Origin of the sequence: Tunturiibacter psychrotolerans (assembly GCF_051013365.1) — a bacterium.
In the GTDB taxonomy this organism is placed as follows: Bacteria; Acidobacteriota; Terriglobia; order Terriglobales; family Acidobacteriaceae; genus Edaphobacter; species Edaphobacter psychrotolerans_A.
This window is the reverse complement of sequence record NZ_CP132941.1, coordinates 279,133-298,666: the sequence shown is the minus strand read 5'-3', so window position 1 is coordinate 298,666 and position 19,534 is coordinate 279,133. Positions and strand designations below refer to the sequence as shown.

At 55.3% G+C, this 19,534-nt stretch carries 17 protein-coding genes; 9 read left to right on the top strand and 8 right to left on the bottom strand.

Annotation, left to right across the window (positions count from 1 at the left end; translation table 11 throughout):
- Nucleotides 1–7 precede the first annotated feature (7 nt).
- The 3 genes from RBB76_RS01265 to RBB76_RS01255 form a co-directional block, all read right to left on the bottom strand.
- The gene (locus RBB76_RS01265) at nucleotides 8–736 is read right to left on the bottom strand and encodes a DUF899 domain-containing protein (protein ID WP_429633256.1); all 729 of its coding nucleotides are present in this window, start codon (nucleotides 734–736) and stop codon (nucleotides 8–10) included.
- Between the two features lie 171 nt (nucleotides 737–907).
- Nucleotides 908–1,363, bottom strand: coding sequence for an SRPBCC family protein (locus tag RBB76_RS01260; protein ID WP_429633258.1), 456 nt, complete (start codon nucleotides 1,361–1,363; stop codon nucleotides 908–910).
- Nucleotides 1,363–1,731, bottom strand: a complete 369-nt coding sequence (locus RBB76_RS01255) for an ArsR/SmtB family transcription factor (protein WP_429633260.1) — start codon at nucleotides 1,729–1,731, stop codon at nucleotides 1,363–1,365. Before RBB76_RS01255 ends, RBB76_RS01260 begins: the two co-directional genes overlap by 1 nt.
- A 305-nt stretch (nucleotides 1,732–2,036) precedes the next feature.
- On the opposite strand from RBB76_RS01255, the gene RBB76_RS01250 reads away from it, so the two are divergent.
- The 5 genes from RBB76_RS01250 (at nucleotide 2,037) to RBB76_RS01230 (ending at nucleotide 7,209) form a co-directional block, all read left to right on the top strand.
- Complete coding sequence (locus RBB76_RS01250) at nucleotides 2,037–2,759, top strand: SDR family NAD(P)-dependent oxidoreductase (RefSeq protein WP_429633262.1); 723 nt, start codon at nucleotides 2,037–2,039, stop codon at nucleotides 2,757–2,759.
- Nucleotides 2,753–3,241 carry a RidA family protein gene (locus RBB76_RS01245; protein WP_429633264.1) on the top strand — a complete coding sequence of 163 codons (489 nt, stop codon included), beginning with the start codon at nucleotides 2,753–2,755 and terminating at the stop codon, nucleotides 3,239–3,241. The genes RBB76_RS01250 and RBB76_RS01245 overlap by 7 nt, the downstream gene beginning before the upstream one ends.
- A gap of 55 nt (nucleotides 3,242–3,296) precedes the next feature.
- On the top strand, nucleotides 3,297–4,430 hold the full coding sequence (locus RBB76_RS01240) for an NAD(P)H-dependent flavin oxidoreductase (RefSeq protein ID WP_429633266.1): 1,134 nt from the start codon (nucleotides 3,297–3,299) through the stop codon (nucleotides 4,428–4,430).
- Between the two features lie 425 nt (nucleotides 4,431–4,855).
- Nucleotides 4,856–5,980 (top strand): alkene reductase, encoded by a 1,125-nt coding sequence (locus RBB76_RS01235; protein ID WP_429633268.1) that lies wholly within the window; start codon nucleotides 4,856–4,858, stop codon nucleotides 5,978–5,980.
- Between the two features lie 128 nt (nucleotides 5,981–6,108).
- Nucleotides 6,109–7,209 (top strand): radical SAM protein, encoded by a 1,101-nt coding sequence (locus RBB76_RS01230; protein WP_429633270.1) that lies wholly within the window; start codon nucleotides 6,109–6,111, stop codon nucleotides 7,207–7,209.
- A gap of 59 nt (nucleotides 7,210–7,268) precedes the next feature.
- On the opposite strand, the gene RBB76_RS01225 is transcribed toward RBB76_RS01230, so the two are convergent.
- From RBB76_RS01225 to RBB76_RS01215, 3 genes are all read right to left on the bottom strand, one after another.
- Nucleotides 7,269–8,354, bottom strand: a complete 1,086-nt coding sequence (locus RBB76_RS01225) for a YncE family protein (protein ID WP_429633272.1) — start codon at nucleotides 8,352–8,354, stop codon at nucleotides 7,269–7,271.
- 92 nt (nucleotides 8,355–8,446) lie between these two features.
- The gene (locus tag RBB76_RS01220) at nucleotides 8,447–10,390 is read right to left on the bottom strand and encodes an alkaline phosphatase family protein (RefSeq protein WP_429633274.1); all 1,944 of its coding nucleotides are present in this window, start codon (nucleotides 10,388–10,390) and stop codon (nucleotides 8,447–8,449) included.
- A gap of 231 nt (nucleotides 10,391–10,621) precedes the next feature.
- On the bottom strand, nucleotides 10,622–12,337 hold the full coding sequence (locus RBB76_RS01215; RefSeq protein ID WP_429633276.1) for a multicopper oxidase family protein: 1,716 nt from the start codon (nucleotides 12,335–12,337) through the stop codon (nucleotides 10,622–10,624).
- A gap of 162 nt (nucleotides 12,338–12,499) precedes the next feature.
- Here RBB76_RS01215 and RBB76_RS01210 point away from each other — a divergent pair, with 162 nt between their 5' ends.
- On the top strand, nucleotides 12,500–13,303 hold the full coding sequence (locus RBB76_RS01210; protein WP_429633278.1) for a glycosyltransferase family 2 protein: 804 nt from the start codon (nucleotides 12,500–12,502) through the stop codon (nucleotides 13,301–13,303).
- A gap of 2 nt (nucleotides 13,304–13,305) precedes the next feature.
- Here the strand turns inward: RBB76_RS01210 and RBB76_RS01205 are convergent, their stop codons facing one another.
- Both RBB76_RS01205 and RBB76_RS01200 read right to left on the bottom strand, forming a co-directional pair.
- The gene (locus RBB76_RS01205) at nucleotides 13,306–14,649 is read right to left on the bottom strand and encodes an ArnT family glycosyltransferase (RefSeq protein WP_429633280.1); all 1,344 of its coding nucleotides are present in this window, start codon (nucleotides 14,647–14,649) and stop codon (nucleotides 13,306–13,308) included.
- A 15-nt stretch (nucleotides 14,650–14,664) separates the two neighbouring features.
- Complete coding sequence (locus RBB76_RS01200) at nucleotides 14,665–15,306, bottom strand: O-methyltransferase (protein ID WP_429633282.1); 642 nt, start codon at nucleotides 15,304–15,306, stop codon at nucleotides 14,665–14,667.
- Nucleotides 15,307–15,549: 243 nt separating this feature from the next.
- Between RBB76_RS01200 and RBB76_RS01195 the strand changes: the two genes are divergently transcribed.
- From RBB76_RS01195 to RBB76_RS01185, 3 genes are read left to right on the top strand one after another with little or no spacing between them, the layout of a single operon-like run.
- On the top strand, nucleotides 15,550–16,359 hold the full coding sequence (locus RBB76_RS01195; RefSeq protein ID WP_429633284.1) for an MIP/aquaporin family protein: 810 nt from the start codon (nucleotides 15,550–15,552) through the stop codon (nucleotides 16,357–16,359).
- A gap of 50 nt (nucleotides 16,360–16,409) precedes the next feature.
- Nucleotides 16,410–17,906 (top strand): glycerol kinase GlpK, encoded by a 1,497-nt coding sequence (gene glpK, locus RBB76_RS01190; protein WP_429633286.1) that lies wholly within the window; start codon nucleotides 16,410–16,412, stop codon nucleotides 17,904–17,906.
- Nucleotides 17,903–19,510 carry a glycerol-3-phosphate dehydrogenase/oxidase gene (locus RBB76_RS01185; RefSeq protein ID WP_429633289.1) on the top strand — a complete coding sequence of 536 codons (1,608 nt, stop codon included), beginning with the start codon at nucleotides 17,903–17,905 and terminating at the stop codon, nucleotides 19,508–19,510. The genes glpK and RBB76_RS01185 overlap by 4 nt, the downstream gene beginning before the upstream one ends.
- Nucleotides 19,511–19,534: the final 24 nt, after the last annotated feature.

The following is a 19,534-nucleotide window of genomic DNA, read 5'->3' as shown; positions in this document are numbered from 1 at the left end:
TAGTCTCCTATTTGTCTAGGTTCAACTCCACGAGTGCCTGGTCTACCACCCTTGCCCACTTCGGATCGGGAGATGCAGCGTATTCGTCGTGCCAGTTCCACCACTTGTACGGCGGGGTCTGCGGGTAGCCCTCCGGGGAGTCCTCCCACTTCTCCTGGCGCCCTAGCGGCGTCGCGTCGAGGTAGCTCCATGTGCTCCCCATGGCCTCGTCGCCACGGTTATTGATGAAGTAGGTGCGGAATATGCGGTCGTCGTGGTGGAAGAACACGTTTGTGCCGTGCCACTCGTCCACGCCGAAGTCGGCGTCGAAGCTGTCGGTGATGGTGTACCACGGCATCGCCCAACCCATTCTCTTCTTCAGCCGCGCGATGTCGGCCTGCGGCGCACGCGAGGCGTAGACGAGCGTGGTGTCGCGGGCGTTGAGATGTGCGAGGTGGCCGACCTGGTCCGCTCCCAAAGAACAGCCGCGGCAGGCATGATCGGGCCAGCCGAAGACTCCCGGCTCGAAGAAAGCGCGATAGACAATTAATTGATGGCGGCCGTCAAACAAATCGAGCAGGCTCTTTTTGCCTTTAGGCCCGTCGAATTCATACTCTTTCTCAACCGCGAGCCACGGCATGCGCCGACGCTCGGCCGCCATCGCGTCACGTGCGTGGGTCAATTCTTTTTCCTTGATAAGCAGTTTCTGACGCGCTGCCTCCCACTCCTGCAGCGAGACGATCGGGGGTATCTTCATGTTCGAGCGAGTTTCCTTGTTCCTGTCCATGTCTCTGCTTCCTCTCGATTCTTGTAGTTGGGTGTTGGTTTTTGGCGCGAAGGTTGTTCACGACTAACGCGGACATGCCGCCAGTCGAGGAGGCCCCCGCTGCGATCCATGCCACTGTCGCGAGACACACAGGGCACATAGCTACCTGCCGTCCCGTTTTGTCTCTGAAGCCGTGCGAATTCGGACCATCAGATATGTCCAGCCGACGTCGACTCCGCTGTCCCCTTCACCAATCCACCCCATTGCTCGATGGACAAACCGGACGTGAGTCAATCCGTTCTCTTCTTTAAGGCGGTACTGGATGTTGGAGACTGCCGGGGTCGACATGAACAGCGGCCCGCATATCTCCAGCAGCGATGGCGGCTTGATCGCCTGTACAAAGCCCCAGAAGTGTCCCGTACTGTCTCCCAGATCGCGATACCAGCGGCCGCCTGGCCACGCCTCGAGCTTCATCGGCATCGGTTTCTCCGGGGTCGAGTTCATGGGCCCCATCTGCTCCAGAATTGCCTCGAACACGATATCGATTGGCGCCGCAATCTGTTCATCTTTCACAATCTCGAAGGCCTGAACTACCTGCTCCTGAATTGTTGCTGCCATTACTCCTCCTCCGATCCGATGGTGTTTGAAATGATCCGCTCCAGAGCCTTTCGCTCCGCACGCTCCTTGATCTGGCCCAATTGGTGCGTCCAGTACCGCTCAAACGTCTTTACCCAGTCGTGCACCGGCTTCAACTCCGCCGCATTTAATCGGTACATCCGATGTTGGCCGCGCTTTATTACCGACACCACGCCAACCTTTCGAAGCACTCCGAGGTGCTTCGAAACGGTCGGCTGCGACATCCGCAATCGAACCACGACCTCATTCACCGCGTACTCTTTGCCGTCTGCCAACACCGCAATGACCTCGCGCCGCCGGGGCTCGGCGATTGCGTTAAAGACGTCTGTTGTTGTCGCTGCGCGTGCCATGTCGTTAACATATGCCTATATAAGAATATGTCAAGTAAATTTATTACAGCCACATTGCGAGTAACCTAGTTTTTTCGACAATCAGGGCTGATGCGAGGGACGGGTGTGTGTTTCGCAGCGGTTCCTCGTAGCCTGCGGGGAATCGACTTTGAGGGCCCCAAGATTTTCACGTCAACTTCAATCTTTGAGGTATCTAAGGATCTGAGTAGAAGTTGAAGAACAGACTCTTGTGTAAAGTTTGGCATGATACTTAACGGTTACAGCCGAATCCACTGAGAGGTAGGCAGAAACATGAGGAACTAACTGTGGGAAAAAACAAGACGGTCATCGTAACAGGTGCATCGCAAGGTATCGGAGCAGCAGTTGTACAGGCTTTTCTGGACCGCGGCTATGACGTAGTCGCAACTTCACGCAGCGTCTCCAAGGGCGGCGCTAAGCCGTCACCGAACCTCGCACTCATCGATGGAGACGTCGGTCAGGGCGCGACGGCAGAGAACGTTGCAAAGACTGCGATAGACAAATTCGGCTCGATCGACCATGTTGTCAACAATGCAGGAATCTTCTCAACAAAGCCCTTCACGGATTTCACGATCGAGGATTTTCGCGACCTTGTTTCCACTAACTTGGAAGGGTTCATCTTCATCACTCAAGCCGCAGTCAAGCAGATGCTGTCGCAGGGCACCGGTGGCAGCGTGACAACCATCACGTCCTCGTTAGTTAAGAACCCCATTTCGGGCGTTTCGGCCTCGATCCCGATGATTACGAAGGGGGGACTTGAGGCGGTCACCCTTAGTCTCGCGAGCGAGTACGCGAGGAACAATATCCGCTTCAACGCAGTCGCACCTGGTGTCGTCGACACCCCACTTCACAATAAGACTCCGAAGGATCTTATGAAATCTCTTTCTCCTATGGGAACGGTCTCTAACTCAAAGGATATAGCAGAAGCTGTTGTATACCTGACCGAAGCTCGTCACGTCACTGGGGAGGTGCTGCACGTGGACGGCGGTGCGCACGCAGGCAAGTGGTAGGGAATAAAGGTTCGCAGCCTGGCGGTGCAGAACGCCGGTTGCAGGACCTTGGTATCCATCTTCCAGCCACACCCACACCGTTAGGCAGTTACGTCCAAACGGTGCAGACCAGCAACCTGCTGTTCTTTAGCGGAATGCTCCCGATTGTCGATCACAAGCCGAAGTTCCTCGGTCGACTTGGGAAAGAACTCGACGTCGAGGCCGGACGGGAAGCCGTCTACACTGCAGCATTGAATGTTCTCGGCGCGGCCAAGGAGCATTTGGGCTCGCTCGATAGAGTGACTCGCGTCATACGGCTCAGTGTCTTCATAGCGACCTCTGGAGACTTCTTTGACCAGCCCAGAGTCGCAGACGCTGCGTCGGATCTGTTTAGAGATGTTTTTGGTATCGAGAAGACATCAGTCCGACAGGTAATCGGCGTTGCCAGCCTCCCGCTCGGTGTGCCAGTAGAGCTTGATGTCATCTTCGAAGTCGCAGACTAGCAAATTCCGTCAGAGGCCAAGGGTCTCCGCCTAAAGGTTGCTTTCAGAGGTAGTTATGAAAGAGCAGTCCACTAACTCGTTACCGCAGTGGAACGTAACTCGTATTTCTTCAAGCCTGGGGATCGAGTACCCAATCATTCAGGGCCCTCTTGGTGGTCTGTCGACGCAGCGATTGACAGCAACGGTCTCAAATTTTGGTGGCCTAGGATCCTTCGGGGCGCATGGGCTGAACCCTTCAGCAATTAAAGATGTGATCGCTGAAATTCGTATGCTCACCTCCAAACCGTTCGCGATCAACTTGTGGGTCTCGATGGAAGATGAGGGTGCACGCACTTCTGGCAGTGAGGAATTTGCGCGAAGCCTGGCGTCTCTCGCTGGACACATCCAAGCTTTGGGAGGGATGCTCCCGACTTTCACACCTTATGTCCCAGTCAAGTTTGAGGACCAGGTGCGGGTCCTGCTCGATGCAAAGGTTCCCGTCTTTAGCTTCATCTACGGAGTGCCCCCGAAGGAGATTCTCGACGAGTGCCGTGCGCAGGGGATCCTTACGATCGGAACTGCGACGACACCGGACGAAGCCGTCGTACTTGAGCAGGCAGGAGTCGATGTCGTCGCCGCTTCAGGTTTTGAATCGGGCGGTCACCGCGGTTCCTTCCTGCGCCCCTCCGAGGAATCACTCACCGGAACGTTCTCGCTCGTACCTCAGGTTGTAGACTCAGTTTCAATTCCTGTTGTTGCCGCCGGAGGTATCGCCGATGCTCGCGGAGTTGTCGCAGCGTTTGCTCTTGGGGCTGAGGGTGTACAGATAGGGACAGCTTTTCTGGCGTGTGAAGAGTCTGGTGCGAGCCCGCTTCATCGCAACGCGATCCTCAGTGGAAACGCTCGCAGAACAGGATTGACCAGGGGATTCACTGGAAGGCTGGCCCGGGGAGTACATAACCAGTTGCTCGAAGAGCTCAATCGTCCAGGAACTGAGATTCTCCCCTATCCCTTGCAGCGGATTCTCGTGAAAAACCTTACCGTCGTCGCCGAAAAAGCTGTGAAGCCGGAGTTCCTTCAGCTTTGGGCCGGGCAGAGTGCAAACCTTTCTCGGCAGAACGACGCTAAGACCTTGCTCCAGACATTGATATCTGGGGTTTCTACCGTTGCGGAATCGGTTCACAAGAACTTCGAGCAGAGCAGCAGATGATTAGCTTGTGGCCGAAGGAACTTACTTAGACAAATATTGGCATATTCAGCACTGGGCTCCGATTCCATTGGACAATCACGCAAGGCTGAACAGACGACGCGTCCGCTGTCCCTCCTCTGCAACTGGATCGCGGGCGTATTTGTCTGGATCTTCTACGCGACCTTAGTGCCTCTTGTGCAGATGTTCTGGCGCGCTGCTCCGCTTCCTCTGAAACCCGTAGCTGCACTTGAACCTTTCCGCATTGCGAACCAATATGGCCTATGAGGGGTAGCTTGAGCCAAAGACCTTGAGAAAGCTTTTGCATCGTTTATGGTTTTGAACCATCTAGTTCATTAACAAATGATCGTTCCGTTGCCCACTACGAGTGAACGCCATTCGGTGGTGGTGCGCGCGGGACGCACCATCCTATTGCTATCGAGGATTCTATGAGCACACCTTCAAAATCTAAGTTGTTTACTTCTGTTCAGGTTGGCCCCTTGACTCTGTCACATCGTGTTGTGATGGCACCTCTCACCCGCCTGCGCTCTGAACAACCCGGCGACATTCCGGGCGATCTGATGGCGAAGATGTATGGGCAACGTGCCTCGGGGCGAGGGCTTATCATCGCTGAAGCGACTACAGTGTCGGTCCTCGGTCGCGGCTATCTCGGTGCACCTGGCATCTATTCGGATGCTCAGGTAAATGGATGGAAGAAAGTTACCGAAGCAGTCCACGAAAAAGGCGGACGCATATTTCTTCAGCTCTGGCACGTTGGGCGTCAGTCGCATACTGACATGACCAACGGAGCTGCGCCTGTGGCGCCATCAGTTGTTCCTTTCGAGCAGGTTGTTGTGACACGCAACGGTTGGGTACCGGTCTCTCCCCACCGCGCTCTCAAAATTGAAGAGATCCCAGGTATCATCGATGAGTTTCGCAGAGGTGCCGAGCGGGCGAAGGCAGCGGGCTTTGACGGCGTCGAAATTCATGGAGCGAATGGTTATCTGCTTGACCAGTTTCTTCAGGATGGTAGCAACAAACGTACCGATGCCTATGGCGGGTCGGTAGAGAATCGAGCTCGTTTGCTACTTGAGGTTACAGAAGCAGTTGTGGCTGTTTGGGGGGCAGGTCGTGTCGGCGTTCGCATAGCGCCGAGCGGAACATGGGCTTCCATGTCGGATAGCAACCCAGAGGCCACCTTCGGTTATGTGGCTGAACAATTGAACCGCTTCGATCTGGCGTATCTGCATGTTGTTGAGCCTCGGATTGTAGGCGCGGAAGCCCCGGTGGAAGGTCAGCCTCCAGTCGCAGCCGCGCAGTTGCGCAAGATCTTCAAAGGAACAATTCTTGCTGCAGGAGGGTTTGAACCTGAGGGGGCTGCGGATATTGTCGAGAACGGTGACGCTGATCTGGTCGCATTCGGTCGTCACTTCGCCGCCAACCCGGATTTGCCCAAACGCATCGAACTGGGACTTCCGCTCAACCCTTATGATCGCAACACCTTCTGGGGCGGAGATCATCGCGGTTATAGTGACTATCCGTTCTATGAGGAGCTAGAAAACACGGCTGCTTGATGGATGCGCGAGCATCCAAACTCGATTTGGCAATTGATTACGTGGTTCATTGTTAGTTGATCGACATAATGACCGATCTTTGGGATGGCGAGTGGTCTGGAGGAGCCTGTGCGCACTACACTAGAAAGATGACCCAGACTACCGTGCCCGTCGGGGTGACGTTTGCCGAAATCTCCGCTAGAGTCGCCGAAGGGGCGCGCATTGGCCGAGACGACGCGCGTTGGCTTTGGCTCAATGCATCTGATAGCGAATTGTCCTCGCTTGCCGCGAGTGTACGCCGGAAGTTTCATGCCCCCGGTTCCTGCACATATATGGTGATGCGGATCATCAACTATACGAACGTTTGCGTTGCGCAGTGTGATTATTGTGCCTTTTACAAGCTACCCAGCCAGGACGGCGGGTATGTGCTAAGCCAGGAGGCTGTATTCGCGAAACTGGACGAGTTACTGACGCTAGGCGGCGATTTGGCAGCTTTCAACGGGGGATTCAATCCGCATCTGCCTCTAAGTTATTACTGCGATTTATTCGCCGCGATCCGTGCGCGATACGGGGACGCGTTGGAGTTTTACGCGCTCACGATTGCTGAGTTCATGTATCTCGCCGACCACGCTAAACTGAGCCATGCCCAGGCCGCGGAGCGGTTGAAGGACGCTGGAGTACGGTGGATTACCGGTGGTGGTTCGGAGATTCTGACAGAGGATTTTCGCGCGCGGCACTCAAAGTTCAAGTACACCGTGGCGCAATACTTCGAGGCACAGCGGGCGATCGTTGACGCTGGCCTGAAGACCACGGCAACGATGGTGATCGGGTTTGACGAGAGCATTGATGAGAGGCTTGAGCACCTCGAACGCACGCGGCAGTTTCAGGATCAAACAGGCGGCCTCGCCAGTTTTCTCTGTTGGACGTTCAAACCCTACTTCACGCAGATTGGCGGCATCGAAATCACAACTGCCGAATACCTGCGCCATCTTGCCCTTTGTCGGATCTATCTCGACAACATTCCGCGGATTCGGACCTCAGTGCTTACTCAAAATCAGCAGGCGCTTGAAGGATTGAACTACGGAGCAGATGACTTCGATCTACCGATCGAAGATGAGGTGACTCAGAAGGCTGGTGCGACCATCAGCCTGGATTTCGATCGGATATTGGGCTATGCGCGAGAACTCGGATACTCACCCGCGTACCGGCATGTGTCCTTGGGGACGCCACCATGGAACATGGGGTCTTAGTTGAGTAAGGCCTTTGGAGAGTGAGCCGTAACCTCGATCGCTGAGGTACGGCTCCTCAATTAGCGTCCCACAATGATGACTGAGAAAGTGCCGGGGATCGGAGTTGGACGGTACTGTAACTCCTCAGAGACCGCGCCGGTATTCTGACCAAATTTAGACGTTACCAGGTAAGCCTTCGCGACCTTATGGTCTACGACCATGGTCCGGGCGCCGGGCTGAGTCTTTACCTGTTGGACCCGAGAGTATTTGAGGAGTGAGTCGCGACGAAAGATGGAAAGTGTTCCAGTGGCGTCGGCAACGAAGAGTAGGTTATGTTGTGCGTCGAAGTCGATGTCGCCGGCATTTTGCGGGGCATCTCCGATGGCGACAACCTCACCTGTGTCTGTGCTGACGCTCACCAGTTTGTGGTCCTCGCAGGCGGTAAAGAGTTGATGGCGGATGCTATCGATGGCCAGTCCATTAGGTCCTGTGCAGGGCGTCAATTGCCAAGTCGCCGAAACCTTCCTGGCCGCAACGTCGATGCGTGCGATCTCGCCGCTGGCAGGGAGCGTCACGAAGATAGCGCCCGCCCCATCGCCAATCGCCGAGCCTGGACGCCCAGCAAGTGGAATAGTGGCTGTAACCTGATTGGTCGCGGCATCGATCATGGTCGCGGTATGACTGTGTGAGTTGAAGGCGAAGATCGACTTTGAAGATGGATCGAAGACGATGGCATTGGGAACCGCACCGGTTGGCACAGATGCGACCACGTTGAAGTTAGAGCGGTCAAAGACGCGCACAAAGCCGGACGATCCGTCCGTGGGGTCGGTAACATAGCCGAACTTGCCGGAGTCGTCGAGTGCGATCTCGCGAATGTTCTTCATCCCCCCGACTTCGCCGAGGAGTTTGCCGGTCCCTGTATCGACGACCATCACGCGATCTGTACGTGGAATGTAGAGACGATTTGCAGGTGTATCGAGCACGAGAAAACCCCATCCGCCTTTGCCGCCGAGGTTCCATTGATCTTGCACATGAAACTGCGGTAACACTTTAGGGCTCGCAGCATGGAGGAGAGAGGAGGAATAGAGGCTCAAGCCGAGCGCTAACACGAGGGAAGAAAGGATCTTTGAAGAGAGCATCGGAGTGTTCTGGAAAGAATTGTTCATTTTATTGATCGGGAGTCGCTCGCTGAAAAAATTAACTTCGACGGCCAGCATGGCTGACCGTCGAAGAGGTTGAAACCGGCTAAAAACGATTGCTAGTTGGAAGAGAAGTGGAAGTCGTCCACTAGATCGCCGATTGCCGGGCTGTTCGTCGGGACGTAGGGGTTGTTGGCTTTCTGCACAGGGTTCGGCAGGTTGTCACGGCTGCGGCCGCTGATCGTCGGCAGGCCCCAGTTCTTTTCGATGAACTTCATCAGCGACACGTGATCGCCATACTCGTGGGAGACGATGCCGCCCGTGGAGTACTTCGAAACGATGATGAGGGGAATGCGGGTACCGTCGCCGAAGAAGTCAACCGGCTGAATGTAGCCCGAGTCATAGTAACCGCCGCCCTCGTCGAAGGTGACGAAGATTGCAGTGTCGGCCCAGAGGGTCGGGTTGGCTTTGACTCCGTCGACAATCTTCTTGGTGAAGCCTTCGAAGAGATCGAGTTTGGAAGACGCCGGGTGACCATCGTTGAAGCCGCTGGGCTTGACGATGGAGACTGGAGGCAGGTTGCCGGTGTCGATATCCTCATAGAGCTCAGTCGTGTCCGCAATGTAGGTCTGGCGAGCAGCCTGAGTCCCCATGAACTGGGTCTGGTACTGGAAGGGATTGCAGATGTTGCAGTATTCATCGAACGAGTTCGACTCGGTGGGATCGGTTACATACAGATCCCAGTTCTCGCCGAAGTATTTGAAAGGAACATTGTGAGCGACGAGGTCGTCACCGATGCTCTTCTGGCTGGTTGGGGGAATGGTGAAAGGCGAGTACTGCGAGGCGAGGGTACCGTCGCCGTTGTAGCCGGGGTTGTAGTTGTTGACGAGGTAGTAGCTGCCTGCCGCGCAATTGGGCTTGACCGGCCGCGAGAGGGACTGCAGATAGTTGGTAACAGCCGGAACGCCTGGCTGGCTGATGTCAGCGCAGTTGACGTAGCTGCCGCCGCTGTAACCGTCCTGATCCCACCAGTTGTTGGTGTCGGGCTGCGGGTTAGGATTCTCAATCTCATTCTTGGGAGGAGCTGCGGCTGCGCCTTTAGCGTTGGTGTAGAAGATGGCGTCGCCGAAGCCGAACATGATGTGGTTTGCACCGGTTCCGCCCATGACGGATTGGTGGAAGTTGTCGCTGATGGTGTAGTCCTCTGCAAGCTGTTTGAAGTAGGGAGCATCACCCTGCGCCATGTTGTAGAAGGCCATGGAGGTGGAACCTTCGCCAGTGGTAGTGTCGGTGAAGTTCTTGGGCTGTGTGGCGCCGTTGCTGCCGGTTCCGATCGTTGTCTCAACCCATGGGAAGAGGTCATTCAAGCAGCCGCTGGGGTTGTCCTGGGTCGCGTAATCGACGTTGCAGTCCGTCTGCTGCCACATCTGGAAGAAGCGGTGCACAGGGCTGTTGGTGTAGGCATCGTAAGACATCTTGGGACCGGTGAGCTGATAGACGCCCTCGCGCAGGGAGGTTGCATTGGCGATGCGGGTGTCGACCTGGCCACCTGTAATGCCAGTGGCACCAGTTACCAGGTACTTGTTATAGGCCGGCGCAAGACCAGTGTCGGCAAGCTCCGCAACCTTAAGAGTGGTAAAGGGAGCGCTCGTTGCGCTGGTTTTTTCCGGACCGCCAGCCAAAGACGGGGGAAGGGTGCTGTAAATGCTCTTTTCCTGAGGGCTGTTAGAGAACTTACCGTTGTCGGCGGTGGTGCTGTCAACGGCGGAGAACTGCGCAGAAAGCGAGTAGTTAGGACCAGGCTTGCCGTTGGCATTGACGATGCCTTTGGAGAGGAGGTTCGAGACGGTCTGACCTGCCTTCGGCTTGTAGGTCGCATAGACGTGATCGAATGTGCGGTTCTCACCGATGATGATGATGACGTGCTTGATAGGGGTCTTTGTTTCGGGGACGGCAGTTTGGGCGTAGGCGGATTGTGGCAGTCCCGCAAACACTTGCAGCGCAATCAACATCATGGCGCCGCACTTCAATGTCCCGTTAGGGGCGTTGACAGTACGTTTCAAAGTGATACCTCCAGAAAACTGAGGGGAGCGGTTTTGAGTCGCTGGGGAGTACAACCTCAGTGGGATAACCGTAGAGGCGACGGTCGTGTCAATGTGTGACGCGCAAATGAAATGACCAATAATTACGCTCACATTACCAGCTGTATTTCGTCGCAACAAATTTCTTTTGGATGTAATGGCTTGTTAGCGTCTATTCATACTTCAACGTCGTTAGATAGCGGTCCGTAAGAGCTACACAACAACTTTGTACGGTCTCATCATCTCGTTGTCTTCGTGCTCGAGGATGTGACAGTGCCAGACGTAGAGAAGTTCGTCGCCGGGTGACACTTGTGCTCCGTGAGGAAGGTCGAAGCGCATAACTACACGAGTGACATAACCGGGATAAGACTTGATGGTGTCCTTATGCGCGGGACGCTCATTGCTCTCGGGCGCCATCGGTTTTCCGGTGAACACCAGCTTGCCCGTCTGCTGATAGGTTTGCACGTCAAAGGTCTGGCGATTCAAAACCTGGAACCTCACAAGGTGAACGTGTAAGGGATGAACATCGCCAGTGATGTTAACGAAGGACCAGATCTCGGTCGAACCTGCCTTCGGATCTTCAGTGATTGGTTCGTGCCAACGCGCATTTCCCAGAAGGCCGGTGATCACGTAGCCATCGGAAGGTCGCTCTTTTTCTGAGACCAGAAGAAGACGCTCACGAGTCGCGTACGTAGGGACGAGCGGCTCGAAGGGAACGAGAGCTTCAGGTACGACGCTGGTATCTTTGCCGGAGAGAGTCTTGATCACTTTGAAGAGCAAGACGTCTTCTGCAAGATATTGACCGCCCATCGTATAGGGCGCAGGGGCGTCGTTAACCAGCGAGAAGGATTTACCTTCGCAACCGGAGAAATCAATGATGACATCGAACCTTTCCCCCGGTCCAATGAGAAGGTATCTGATCTCCAGAGGGGCGGGAAGGAGACCGCCGTCGGTGCCGACCTGCTGGAAGGAGGGAACATCGAAAGAGTCGTTCTGAATCTTGCCGCTTGCGTCGGAGATGAAAAGTCGAAGGTGGTAGAAGCGCGCATTCGCAGCGTTGACGATCCGAAATCGATACTTACGCGGCTCAACCTCCAGAAAAGGGGAGACCTTGCCGTTAACGCAGTTGTAATCTCCATAGAACTCCTGAATCCAAACCGGGTGTTCTTTTGGTCCGTTGACGACCTTAGGGTAGTAGAGCGAGCCGTCACGGTGAAACAGGCGATCCTGCAGCATCAGTGGTATCTCGAACTCGCCTTGCGGTAGATTGAGCGCCTTTTCTGCTTCGTCCCGAATGAGATAGAAGCCTGCCAGACCCGCGTAGACGTTCAATCGGGTGATGCCAAGGCAATGGTCGTGATACCAGAGCGTTGTGGCAGGTTGGCAGTTAGGGTAAGACGACGGTCGCGGATTGAACTTCGGTCCATGAGGACCGTGTTCGCCCTGCGCCGTGAACCAGGCCTCCGGGTATCCATCGTCGTCGGGCATCGCGCAGGCTCCATGGAGGTGGGCAACGTTGCGGACCGCAGGGAGAGACGACTCGGCACCGTGGATCGAATGATCGATAGGAAGCAGATGCGTAGTGGGTAACTTGCTAACCCAGTTAATATTGATAGGCTGCCCGCTCTGAGCTTCGATGGTAGGACCGGGCCACGAATCGTTATATCCCCAGACCGTCGTCGTCGGCAGATCTCGGTGCACCTTCTGTTGAAACTGGCCCATTTCAATGTCAATGGTCTCGCCCGGTTTGCCCGTCGCGCGGATAACGGGTGGGACGGGCAGGGAATCGACGTACGGCGTAAGTCTGACTGCGCTGCGAACCTGCGCGGGCGACGCCATAGCCTGTTGCATCGCCGGTACCGTCTTGCTGAGAGTAAGGCCAGCGGCGGAAGTGAGGCCACGCTGAAGAAGGCGACGTCTGCTTAGCATCGTTTACAGCCGCAACTGGATGGGATCTCTGACAGGGGAGGTTTCATTAACTGTTCAATTTGGATGCTGAAATCTGCTTACTCATGAAAAACACTAGTCTGACCTTGTTACGACACGATGAAGAGGCCGGATTCGGCATCGAGGCAAATAGAATGAAGAGGCATGCCGAGATCGACACTTTCCGTAGCCATCATCACGCTGAATGAAGAAGCGAATCTCGCGCGGACCTTGGCCAGCGTGCAGTTTGCAGATGAACTGCTAGTGGTCGATTCGGGGTCCACCGACCGTACGACGGAGATTGCGAAGTCGTTCGGAGCAAAGGTCTTCACTGAGCCGTGGAAGGGATTTGCGAAGCAGAAGAACTCCGCTATCGAGAAATGCGTAGGGACTTGGATCCTTTCTCTCGACGCGGATGAAGAGCTAACGGTCGATCTCCAAAACGAGATTACCCGGATGCTCGAGGCCGATGCTACGACCTCGCCGCAAATAAATGGCTATTGGCTTCGGTTGAGGCATGTCTTTCTCGGACGCTGGATGCGCTACGGAGGCTACTACCCGGATCTGAAACTCAGACTGTTTCGTCGCCTCACACCCTCTGGCGCCTCCTGCTTTACCGATCGTCCGGTGCACGAGTCTGTTCAGATCGCGGGAAGAGTGGAGACATTGAAAAACGACTTCCTGCATCATGGCTATCCCAACCTGAACATCTATCTGGAGCACATGAACCGCTACAGCAGCCTCGGGGGGCAGATCGTTGCCGCCAAGGGGAAGGTTAGTCGTTCGTGGGTGGCTTTCTGCTGGAACATCGTTCTGGTTCCGATCCTGACATTCGTTTGGAACTTTATCTTTCGTCTGGGCTTTATGGATGGACGCGAAGGGTTGTTGCTTCACCTCTATCATTCGGCTTACATAAGCTGGAAATATGCCAAGGCATGGCAACGTGGAAGCCACGACGTCAGAGCCTAGCTTCAGTTGGCGATTTCACCGCAGATTTTAGATTTGCGATTCGAGCTCGTGGCGGATTGAAAGAGATAGACCGCGAGGATGGTCATCAGAGGTTCTAGCGGATGGCGAAAGCGGGCCTGAACAGTAACAAAGTAATAAGTTAGCGGGAGAAGCGCAAAGGCCCACGCAAAGAGTTTGGCACCTGGTATCCGCTGCTTCAGTGCGAGCGCTAGTCCGAGAAGTGCAGCGAGACTCACGAAGCTGTAGTTGAGAACACGGAAAGCTTCGTTCAGGACCCCTTTTTCAACCGGCTTCGGGACGCTGACCCAGTAGAAGTAGAAGCGTTTCAGGGCAAGCTCGAAGAAACGCAGTTTGTGTGTGCGAATGTGTTCGCGACCCAGCTTGCCTTCACGCAGGACATAGGCATATTCGCCCATACTTTTGTACTCGAGATAATCCGGGCAGACATCGCAGACAGGAACCCGAGTACCAACGGTGAATCCGTTGTAGGAGTCAAGCACGGAGTCGTGCAGCTCCGCGCCCAGGTTACCGCGAATCGGAATGAAAGCGTGAAAGACATTCTCATTGCGCGCCATCCACGGAATGAGACAGGCAAGAAAGACAATTGCCGCGATGAAAGCTTTTGCGATGGCAGGACCGAGACCCGCCTTTTCCTTCCCGGCTCCAAGCAGCATCCAGATACCACAGACCGGAAGAAAGAGAAGAATCGTCGAGTTCAGCAACGCGATCATGCCCCAGAGCAGTCCGAACAGCGACCACCGAAGTACGCTCTGAGGATTAGGCTCTGAATGATCTTCTCCGATGCTACGAACACGCAGTGCGAGAACGATGACCGCTGAGAAAAGAAAGGTGGTGAGGGCCATATCCCACACCCAGTGAACTGCATATTGCATCGCGGCGGGATAGAGAGCCCAAAGCCACGCAGACCAGAGCGCGATCTTCTCCGCTCGCCCAGTGGTCTGAAAGCACCGCGCAGCGATCTCATAAATGAGAAGTGCAGTCGCGGCAGAGAAAATACTGTTGATAGCGAGGATGACCCAAGCCGACTGTGCAGTGTAGACGCCGAAGATCTTGAAGACGCCGGCAAGCAGCAGCGGATAGAGCGGAGGCACCCACGCAGTCGGGCCGGAGTGCCCAGTGAACGGGTCGGCATAGCCGAAGCCGGTGACTAGAGCGCGCGCGATGCGGCCCATCTCCCAGCCAAACTGAAGATGATCTTCCGAAAGACGAATGCGGTAGGTGTGGGCCAGCGTAATGTAAGCGACGCGAAGCAGAAATCCAACCCAAAAGATAGACCATGGTGCGCGAAAAGAAGATTTTTTTTCTGATATCTGAAAACGTGCCATCCGTTGTTCCTGCACTCAACTGCGGCCGGCGCGAGGCTGGGCGACAACAAGTCCGCGGGGTGTAGGGAGAAAGACGACGGAGAGAAGGCCTTCAGATTCCATTGATCTCGCCGCGTCACGTACGACCTTATGGTGCGAACTGGCGTCGTGCATAAGGATGAGGCCGTTGGGATTGATCTGAGGAAGGAAGCGTTTGACCTCCTGTTCGCGAATCGGCATATCGGAGTCAGAGAAAAACAGATCAATCGTGCCATCGATCTTCATCTCTAGGCTGGACTGATTGCGTAACTCAATCCACGGCTTGAGCGAGGATGCTTCGAGACGTTCTTTTGCGCGAGAATAGACAACAGGGTCGAACTCGCAGCTGACGACCTTGCCGAAGCCGTTACGTTCCAGACCCTTTGCGATCCATTCGGTGGAGACGCCGAGAAAGGAGCCGGTTTCCACAACCAGCCGCGGCTTAACAGTCGTCACCAGCGTCGCAAGAAACTCGAGAACCTCGAGTTCGGCAGTCATCGAATCGATCATGCTCCAGTGCTCGGGGTGCGGGCATTCGGGGGTGGCGCGGTGCGACTCGGGTTGTAGGGTACCGGCTGCGCGATCATGCTGGAGCATGATTTTGTGTTCCTGTTTTAACTTCTTGCTGAATAGTCCCATGCAAACTCCCTGATCCTCCATTATGCGGGATATCGATGGGTCAGGGAGTTTGGAAGTCGGATCCCCGCCAGATATCGTGGCCGACACCACCCCGATATGCAAATATATTGCGCGCCGGAGGAAATGCTCCACGGAATAGAAAAAATGTAGATAATGGCGAGCGAGTGTACTGCCGTAATTCCGATCGCTTTGGCCTTCGAACGAGCGAGGGAACCGAAGAAGCAAACCAGGAGAAAGCGCTGCATGAGTAAGACGTTCGTGGGGCAACTGATATCAGAAGCAATGGCGATGTTTCTAGTTATCGCGTTCGGCGACTCGGTCGCGGCAATGTACACGCTCTACAGCCCTAGCCCCTACCAGCAGGCGTATTGGGGAGTCTGCATCGCGTGGGGATTGGCCGTAACGATATCGATCTACACAACGGCGTCGGTGAGTGGATGCCATGGCAATCCGGCAGTCACGCTGGCGCTCGCGGTATACCGTGGATTCTCCTGGCGGAAGGTGCTTCCATATTGCCTCGCACAAATTATCGGAGCCTTTCTGGGCGCAGGGATTGTGTATACGCTGTTCGCGCCTGTCATCGACAACTTCAACTTGACCAACCATCTCACACGAGCCGCCGGCGGCGCTGCGGGAGTCTTCTTCACGCATCCCGGCCTCGCGGTTACGCCGATGCATGCCTTCGGCGACGAGATCATTCTCACCGCATTCCTGATCTTCGGTATCTTCGCGATCACCGAACAGTACAACGAGATGGCCCCTGGCGCCAATGGGGGAGCGTTGATGATTGGTTTCCTGGTTGCACTCATTGGCGCGTCGATGGGTTATCTGGAGGCATGGGCTCTGAATCCTGCACGCGACTTCGGACCAAGACTGTTCTGCTTTTTGACAGGCTGGGGCCCCGCCGCGCTCCCTTCGCCACAGAGCTACTGGTGGATTCCAATCGTTGCGCCGCTGCTAGGCGCACTCGTCGGCGGCGGAGCATATCAGCTTCTTATCCGGCCTTTTTTGCCGGCTCGGGAAAAAGCTCTGCTTGATGCGGCGAAGGCATAGCATTCGACGAAATAAGTCATCCTCAAGTCCTGAGCATCCAAGGAGACAAGATGAAGTACGTACTCTCGCTTGACCAGGGAACGACGAGCTCCCGAGCTATCCTCTTCGACCACGATGGGCAGATCGCAGGGACAGCCTCGCACGAATTTCCGCAGTTCTACCCCAACAGTGGCTGGGTCGAACACGATCCCTTCGACATTCTCACCTCGCAGCTCAGCTCTGCAGTCGAAGTACTGGGCAAAGCAGGAGTCCGCCCAAGAGATGTCGTTGCGCTCGGTATCACCAATCAGCGGGAGACCACGATCGTGTGGGACCGACAGACAGGAAAGCCCGTTTACAACGCTATCGTCTGGCAGGACAGCCGTACTGGTGCCCTGATGAAGAAAATGGCCGACGATGGCGTTGAAGAGAGTGTTCGTCAGAAGACCGGACTTCTGTTGAGCCCGTACTTCTCCGCAAGTAAGGTCGCATGGATTCTCGAGAACGTTGCCGGAGCGCGCGCTCGAGCCGAGGCAGGAAAACTCGCCTTCGGCACGGTCGATAGCTGGCTTGTGTGGAATCTAACCAGCGGAAAGCGGCACATTACGGATCGCACAAACGCCTCGCGTACCCTCCTCTACAACATCGTTGAAGACAGATGGGACGACGACCTGCTGAAGCTCTTCAACATTCCAAAGAGCCTTTTGCCAGAAGTTGTCTGGTCGAACGAAAATGTCGGACAGGTGACGACCTCGCTTGGCCTTGGCGAAGTGGAGATCGCGGGCATCGCGGGAGATCAACAATCGGCGCTGTTCGGACAACTCTGCGTCTCACCCGGCGATGCGAAAAACACCTACGGGACAGGTTGTTTTTTGCTGCAGCATGCAGGCAGCAAGTTCACGCTTTCAAGCCACCGTTTGATCACAACGCTGGCATGCAGCACAGAAAGAAGGTTGACCTACGCCCTCGAAGGCAGCATCTTCATCGGCGGAGCTGTAGTGCAATGGCTTCGGGACAACATGAAGTTTTTCCGCAGGTCGTCCGAGGTCGAGGCAGTCGCTGCCTCCGTGCCTGATTCAGACGGTGTGGTCTTTGTGCCTGCGTTTACAGGTCTTGGCGCTCCCTACTGGGACGCGCAGGCAAGAGGTCTGATCATCGGTCTGCAACGAGGCACACAAATCGCCCACATTGCCAAGGCAGCAATCGAGAGTATTGCCTTTCAGGTTGCAGACGTCCTTCAGGTAATGGATTCCGATACAAAAGATCCGTTTACGGAACTTCGTGTCGACGGAGGAGCCGCCGCCAACGACGATCTAATGCAATTTCAGGCCGACCTGCTAGGTGTACCTGTCTGTCGTCCCGCTGTACTCGAAACCACAGCGCTCGGCGCCGCCTACTTAGCCGGTCTCTCCAGCGGGTTCTGGAGCAGCATCGACGAGTTGAAGCTACATCGCAAGGCCGACACTATCTTCGAACCGAAGGCCGACAAAAAACAGATGCAAAAGCTGCAGGAGAATTGGAGAGAAGCTGTCGAACGTTCTCGCCATTGGAATAAGGAGAGCAAATGAACCGCGATGAGATGGTAGCTCGTGTACGCAATCGAAAAAAGCCTTGGGACATTGTTGTGATCGGCGGAGGAGCGACGGGAGCTGGAGTTGCTGTAGACGCAGCATCACGAGGTTACGATGTACTGCTGTTGGAGCGTGAAGACTTCGGAAAAGGGACCTCCAGCCGAGCCACTAAGTTGGTTCACGGTGGCGTTCGCTATCTTGAACAGGGAAATGTCTCGCTCGTGATGGAGGCTCTGAAAGAGCGGGGTATCCTTCTGCGAAACGCACCGCACATCGTGAAAGATCTGAAATTCATAGTTCCGAATTATTCCTGGTGGGAGGCCCCGTTCTACGGAATCGGGATGAAAGTGTACGACTTTCTTGCAGGCAAATACAGCTTCGGTGCGTCCAAAGTGCTCTCTCTAGAAGAGACGTTGAAGCTTCTGCCAACGATCCGTCAGGACGGCCTGCGCGGCGGTGTGATGTATCACGACGGACAGTTCGATGACACACGCCTCCTGATCAATCTGATGACAACTGCTGCCGAACATGGCGCGACTCTGTTGAACTACGCGGGTGTCGTTGAATTGAAGAAAGATGACGCCGGGTTCATTCAAGGGGTAGCCGCGGTAGATAGCGAAAGTGGTGAGCGCTTTGAAATCGCGGCCCGCTCCGTGGTGAATGCGACGGGCATCTTCACCGACGAAATCCGTCGACTCGCAGAGCCGACAGTCCAACAGATGATGGTTCCCAGCCAGGGGATTCATCTCGTGTTCGACCGCTCTTTCTTAGTCGGCGACACAGCGCTCCTCGTGCCTCAGACCGATGATGGCCGTGTCCTCTTCGCCGTTCCCTGGCACAACCGAACACTAGTCGGCACTACCGACACGCCGATCGAATCGATCTCCTATGAACCGCTCCCCTTCGAAGAAGAAATCGAATTCGTCCTCGAGACCGCCGGTCGCTATCTTAGCCACAAACCCACCCGCGAAGATATTCTCAGCGTATATGTAGGAATCCGGCCGCTGGTCAAGGCCGCCGGAGCCGGCGATGGAAAGACCTCGTCTCTCTCGCGCGACTACACAATTCACATTGACCACTCAGGTCTTCTCACGATCGTCGGAGGCAAGTGGACAACCTATCGGCATATGGCAGAGGACTGCGTCGATCATGCCACCACCCTTGGTCGACTTGATGAGAAACTCTGTGTCACGGCTACCATGCACATTCACGGATACCATCAACACCCTGAACAACTCGGCAGTTTGTCCGTGTATGGCTCAGATGCTGCAGCGATTCGACAATTGGCCAAGGAAAATCCTGAACTCGCCAAACCCCTGCATTCCGACCTGCCTTACATTGCGGCAGAGGTCGTCTGGGCCGCACGCAACGAGATGTCTCGCACCCTGGATGATGCTTTGGCGCGGCGCACTCGAGCTCTCCTGTTGAACGCGCGCGCTGCACTCCAGGTAGCGCCTATGGTCGCGTCTCTGCTCGCCAAAGAACTTGGAAAGGATGCCACGTGGACCGCGGAGCAAGTAAAAACCTTTAGCGCGATGGCCGCTCAATATATACCGCAGGGTACAAAATATCCGGCCACTCCCCCTGTGATCTCAGCGTAGTAATTTTAGGAGCCAGAGCAGTAT

Bases quoted from the DNA above. Each gene is read 5' to 3' on its own strand.
- RBB76_RS01265 (WP_429633256.1), bottom strand. From the start codon at position 736: ATGAAGATACCCCCGATCGTCTCGCTGCAGGAGTGGGAGGCAGCGCGT.
- RBB76_RS01260 (WP_429633258.1), bottom strand. From the start codon at position 1,363: ATGGCAGCAACAATTCAGGAGCAGGTAGTTCAGGCCTTCGAGATTGTG.
- RBB76_RS01255 (WP_429633260.1), bottom strand. From the start codon at position 1,731: ATGGCACGCGCAGCGACAACAACAGACGTCTTTAACGCAATCGCCGAG.
- RBB76_RS01240 (WP_429633266.1), top strand. From the start codon at position 3,297: ATGAAAGAGCAGTCCACTAACTCGTTACCGCAGTGGAACGTAACTCGT.
- RBB76_RS01235 (WP_429633268.1), top strand. From the start codon at position 4,856: ATGAGCACACCTTCAAAATCTAAGTTGTTTACTTCTGTTCAGGTTGGC.
- RBB76_RS01230 (WP_429633270.1), top strand. From the start codon at position 6,109: ATGACCCAGACTACCGTGCCCGTCGGGGTGACGTTTGCCGAAATCTCC.
- RBB76_RS01225 (WP_429633272.1), bottom strand. From the start codon at position 8,354: ATGAACAATTCTTTCCAGAACACTCCGATGCTCTCTTCAAAGATCCTT.
- RBB76_RS01215 (WP_429633276.1), bottom strand. From the start codon at position 12,337: ATGCTAAGCAGACGTCGCCTTCTTCAGCGTGGCCTCACTTCCGCCGCT.
- RBB76_RS01210 (WP_429633278.1), top strand. From the start codon at position 12,500: ATGCCGAGATCGACACTTTCCGTAGCCATCATCACGCTGAATGAAGAA.
- RBB76_RS01205 (WP_429633280.1), bottom strand. From the start codon at position 14,649: ATGGCACGTTTTCAGATATCAGAAAAAAAATCTTCTTTTCGCGCACCA.
- RBB76_RS01200 (WP_429633282.1), bottom strand. From the start codon at position 15,306: ATGGGACTATTCAGCAAGAAGTTAAAACAGGAACACAAAATCATGCTC.
- RBB76_RS01195 (WP_429633284.1), top strand. From the start codon at position 15,550: ATGAGTAAGACGTTCGTGGGGCAACTGATATCAGAAGCAATGGCGATG.
- glpK (WP_429633286.1), top strand. From the start codon at position 16,410: ATGAAGTACGTACTCTCGCTTGACCAGGGAACGACGAGCTCCCGAGCT.
- RBB76_RS01185 (WP_429633289.1), top strand. From the start codon at position 17,903: ATGAACCGCGATGAGATGGTAGCTCGTGTACGCAATCGAAAAAAGCCT.